Here is a 4,473-nt window from a genome sequence, read left to right as displayed (position 1 = left end):
CCAGAAGTGGAGGAGGACATTGATCACACAGCGAAGCGTCTCTGCCCGTTCCAACATAAAATGAGACCTTCAATGGAAGCAACTGGCATAGATGTGTTTCAAACGGTCAGAAATGCAGGCTACAAAATAAAAGTGCTGACTTCCCCCTATGAGGATATCTTCTTCTTTGGACTCCTTCTGCTTGAGTAAAGGCTGACTCTCTTTCTGCGTTGCATGAATCAAAATTCCCAGAACTTGCTTCTGCTGAAGCTGCAGTCCCTCCACGCAGTGACTTCCGCTTATGTGTTCAGGTAAGTGTTCGGGAGAGGCAGGTAATGAACGAGAAAAAGGAGTTGCCCCCATGACATCCTCACGCCTGTAAACTTCCTTCTGCCTCACAGGTAGCTAAGCATGCGATTGCTACATGTCATATTTCATTTCATTCGTCACGGATGGCTATTTATTCCTTCCGATGCGGGGGAATGCCATATGCCATTTTGAGCAGCACCGTCTTAGCTCCGAGAGGAGGGATGCTATAAACCAAGCAGGACGGATGTGAAGCAAGGTCATACTTCATCGGCAGACCTGCTGAAAGCGATGTCGAGCTCGGTTTAACAGAAGTGCAGGAAGTTCTGAGGAGATAAAGATGAGCAAATTGCCTGATGAGAGAGAGGACGCAGGGACAAGAAGATGAGGAGGAGGGTAAATGAAGAGGAAGGGCGATGAAATCGCAGAGGGCGTCTCGGAATATGGCGAAGGTGCTCCTGGAGGCTCTACCGTTCAGACAATATCTGCAAGAAGCACAAACGCAATCACCAGAGATTTTGGAAAGTTCTGTAAGGGTGGTGCGATTTTCATGTCTGACGGCTACTATTTCCTGTATTCAGATGCGGAGATTAAGAGTTTTATTCTCCTGCAATCTCTCTCATCTCATTTGCTCAAAAACGCTTTATAACTCTCAAATTTGGATAAAGAGACCAGCCGTTATTATGTCTGCCACCTCACGGAATTTCATATAACGGCTCGCGGGTATGCGAAGCCGCCACGAAGTGACGGTCTGGGCGAGCACTGGCGAGCCACATATCCCTCTGTTAGCAGACCAGAAACGAGCCTGCGATAGCAGGCGAAGAGTTCGGGGGCGAGCCATAATGTTGGAAGATTGCATGCTCCATCTTTTCACCTTAGATTTTTTTGGACAGTATGGATCTAAATAACAATTCTTACAATTGGGTCTCTGTGGTTTACACCAGTTTCTGCCTATTTCCCAACAAGATAAATCAAAAATTCTAGGATATTCTGGATTGAGTTCTCTTGCAGAATAAATTAACTCATCATTACTGACATTTTTAGATATAAATCCCAATCTTTTGAAAACTCTCTTTACATGCGTATCGGGAGATATATCTATACAAATATAATTTCCTATAGGAATTTTAAACTATCTTGCTAGTATATTTGCCGCCATAGTTGCTATTTTCACTCCAACACCTCTAAATTCTAAAAATCTCTTAACCACTGTTGCACTTCTAGGTTTTCCTTTCCAGATATTGGATACATCATCATTGTAATCTCTATGGATTTTCTGAATCCCATGATAAAAATTCTCTGCTATGGTATCGTTAAATCTGTGGAGGCTTTTTCTATTAGACATTTCTTTAAACTGATTTTGTTTTATTTTTAGAAGCCTTGGAAGTTCAAATCCACAAATTTCTTTAGATATTTCATAAGGAATTCGCCAAGCTCTTTCTGCTTTTATTTATCTATCCATTATGCACGCAAGCACAAAAGCATGGGGGAAATTCTTGATATCATTAAGCAGAGCATCGGCTTCTGGATTTCCAGTAAATTCTATTTTCTTGTAGGGTTGGTTTAAAAGTTCTTTTCCTTTTTCAATCAAAATCCTTACTATTTTTTCTTGCATGCTATTCATAAGTGAGACCCCCGATTACGCCTAACGTTTTGCGGACATGCGAAGTTCGGCTTTGTCGAATTTTGGCGGAGGTGCGAAGCATCGAAGTCGTATGTCCGCTGTTATCTGCCGCGTTTATTTTTTAATCATCTCCATTAAATCTAAAGGTTTTACTAAAACTTGAAATCCTTGAGGAGTTTTTCCTGTTTCAAATATAGTTTGCCAATATTCATAATTCTGCCTTCCACCGAATATCGTCGCTGCTAATTCCTTGTTAACCCATAATGGTAAGTTTCTTAAATTTTTCACGAAAATTCTTATTCGCTCCCATAACGGTTCTGGAAATCTATATTGAAAAAGCTTTTTTTCTTGAATTGGTTTTCCCTGCATAATAAAATAGTTTTTGATTATCTGCTCTATATATCGCAGCCAATTGTAAATTATTTCTTCCTTAGTCATTCTGTATGCAATAAGATGATCTTCAGATATTTCCTCACCTTTCTGAATTCTGTTTTCTATCCTATAAGTTCCTATATCAGGGTTAAATTTCCCGATTAGTATCTCTTCTGCTATAATGTTCATCAATGTAACTATCTGTTCTTTTTCAATTTCTCTTGGGTTTTCTCCTTCTTCTAACCGATAATTTATGGGTGTATCAAGAACATCTTGATAAATAAAAAATGAGTAAAATGTTTTTTCTATTGTGCTATACGAAAGTGGCTTCTCTTTTTTTCTTCCACCAAAATCTATGAATTCTTTCAACTTGTTTTCTGGATGATGTGTAATACCATCTCTAACTGAGTCTAAAATGTACCTTTTCATTTCTCTAGATTCTCCTTTATAATAATTTACCAGATCTCGTTCTGAAAAATTGAAATCATCAGGAGATAAACCTTTTTCTCTCTGATAGCGTTCTACTCGGTCCATATAAAGTGCACTACCCAAGTGTCTCTGTACAGATTTATCAAAAGCTACTTGTCTAAGAGTGGTTCCTGCATTTGTGTTTGTAATAAGGAGTACATCAAGGTCTGGATTTAGAAATATTCTAACAGGTAATCTTCTTATACCCAACAGTACCTGAGCCGCAGCCTTGTGTTGGCCATCAAAAATTTTAACTTTAACTTTAGGATTGCTTTTAACGTCTACCCATCCTAAGGAGATATGCAATTGTGGTCTTTTCAGGAAGAACTCCTTAACTAGTTTAGAAATATTTTGCCCTATTGATCGTGGGTTAATTCTGTCATCATGAAATAGGTATTCAATTGGTAACTCTGCAAAGAAATATTTAAAGTCACTTAGCGGGTCTGTATAAACTCTTTCTTCAAGGATTTCATTTTCTCCTACTTCATCAAGAGAGTATCTGACCACAGAGTTAGTTTCATCGAATTCTAAAGTTAATTCATATTTTGAGCCACCGTATTCATGTAGAATATCCGTTAGATTTAGTCCACGATTTTCTTTTAAACAACGATCTCGTATCTTATTAAATTTCGCCAAAATTCTTGCCACCCTTAAATCCGCATCCTGTTTTGACGCATTGCATGTAGCATGAGTTAAGGCAAAATTCGAGGGATCATCCTTTCCACCAATCTTTAGGGGGATAACATGATCTATTTGAGTTTGATGTATACTCAGATCCATCAGTGCATCACAGATGAAGCATTTGCCTTTTTGCGCTTCCCATAATTTTTTCTTAAGTTTTTCACGCTCATCATGGGTTAACCTATTCAAGTATAAAGATCCCATATTTTACACCTCCATTTGGAGCATGGCAGATAACGTTCCGAGCATGTCCGAAGTTCCGAGCGAGGAATTTGGACGTTAGCAAAGTCGGATATGCGCCTGTTAGGCGACCCGAGGGGCAAGGCTATGAGCGCAAAATTATATTTCAATACCAATAGGATATGCATCTATATGCCCCTCCTTCCAAAGTTTTGCCGGATCAGGGATCTTTTCTATTTTTGCATTTTCTGTTCCAGCACCATAAACTCTATAAATGTAGAATTTATCTCCTTTTTCTTTCATTAGCCTCCATTGATCCTTTGTCACTTTGAACCAAGCTTTTTCGTTTTCCTTTGTGGATTTAACCTCGATAAAAATTTCATCTCTATATTCTGTGATTTTTATGTCATAGTGTTGCCCACTTTCTCCATTTTTGTTTAACCATACTACTTCTACAATTACCTCTCCATCTTTTTCTAATCTAAAGCCTTGCTCAGTATCCAATAAAGAGATGTAGGGATACTTTTTTCTCATTTCATCTTTAATGCACCTAAAAGCATATTCTTCTCCCCATCGTCCAATATCTTCTTTGGCTTTTTTACTCAAGACTTCGGTAGATCGTGTCCAATCTCCATGTGGTCTGGTTGCGGACTTTTTATCTAAAAGTTTTATCTCCTTCTCTGTTGTTTCTTCTTTTACTTCTTTAGGAGCATATTCTCCTACATTGATAGGAGCATCTTCTGGAGAAACTTCTGGAGCCCATTCCCTTTCTTTTGTTTCATCCGAAATATCTTCATCGGTTGGAATAACTGTTTTTCCTGCCAATTCTGACGAATGTTGAGTTGAGGTTTCTGCTGGTATTT

Annotated in this window: 5 protein-coding genes; 2 read left to right on the top strand and 3 right to left on the bottom strand. The window is 38.6% G+C overall.

The features are described from left to right. Nucleotides 1–189, top strand: a 189-nt coding sequence (locus LWW95_11675) for a DUF2284 domain-containing protein (GenBank protein ID MDL1957685.1), incomplete at its 5' end; no start/stop codon positions are given. A 496-nt stretch (nucleotides 190–685) separates the two neighbouring features. Beyond that, nucleotides 686–934, top strand: coding sequence for a hypothetical protein (locus tag LWW95_11670; GenBank protein MDL1957684.1), 249 nt, complete (start codon nucleotides 686–688; stop codon nucleotides 932–934). An 801-nt stretch (nucleotides 935–1,735) separates the two neighbouring features. Here the strand turns inward: LWW95_11670 and LWW95_11665 are convergent. The 3 genes from LWW95_11665 to LWW95_11655 form a co-directional block, all read right to left on the bottom strand. Next, nucleotides 1,736–1,909, bottom strand: coding sequence for a hypothetical protein (locus tag LWW95_11665; protein ID MDL1957683.1), 174 nt, complete (start codon nucleotides 1,907–1,909; stop codon nucleotides 1,736–1,738). A 114-nt stretch (nucleotides 1,910–2,023) separates the two neighbouring features. Next, nucleotides 2,024–3,634, bottom strand: coding sequence for an HNH endonuclease (locus LWW95_11660; protein MDL1957682.1), 1,611 nt, complete (start codon nucleotides 3,632–3,634; stop codon nucleotides 2,024–2,026). Nucleotides 3,635–3,769: 135 nt separating this feature from the next. After that, nucleotides 3,770–4,473: DUF3883 domain-containing protein (locus LWW95_11655; protein MDL1957681.1), on the bottom strand; the 704-nt coding region annotated here is incomplete at its 5' end.

It is taken from the genome of Candidatus Desulfofervidus auxilii, assembly GCA_030262725.1.
Taxonomy (GTDB): domain Bacteria; phylum Desulfobacterota; class Desulfofervidia; order Desulfofervidales; family Desulfofervidaceae; genus JAJSZS01.
This window is presented reverse-complemented; position numbering and strand designations above follow the sequence as displayed.

What these genes read in the sequence shown, in the direction of transcription:
- LWW95_11660 (MDL1957682.1), bottom strand. Translation starts at nt 3,634, where the DNA reads ATGGGATCTTTATACTTGAATAGGTTAACCCATGATGAGCGTGAAAAA.
- LWW95_11670 (MDL1957684.1), top strand. Translation starts at nt 686, where the DNA reads ATGAAGAGGAAGGGCGATGAAATCGCAGAGGGCGTCTCGGAATATGGC.
- LWW95_11665 (MDL1957683.1), bottom strand. Translation starts at nt 1,909, where the DNA reads ATGAATAGCATGCAAGAAAAAATAGTAAGGATTTTGATTGAAAAAGGA.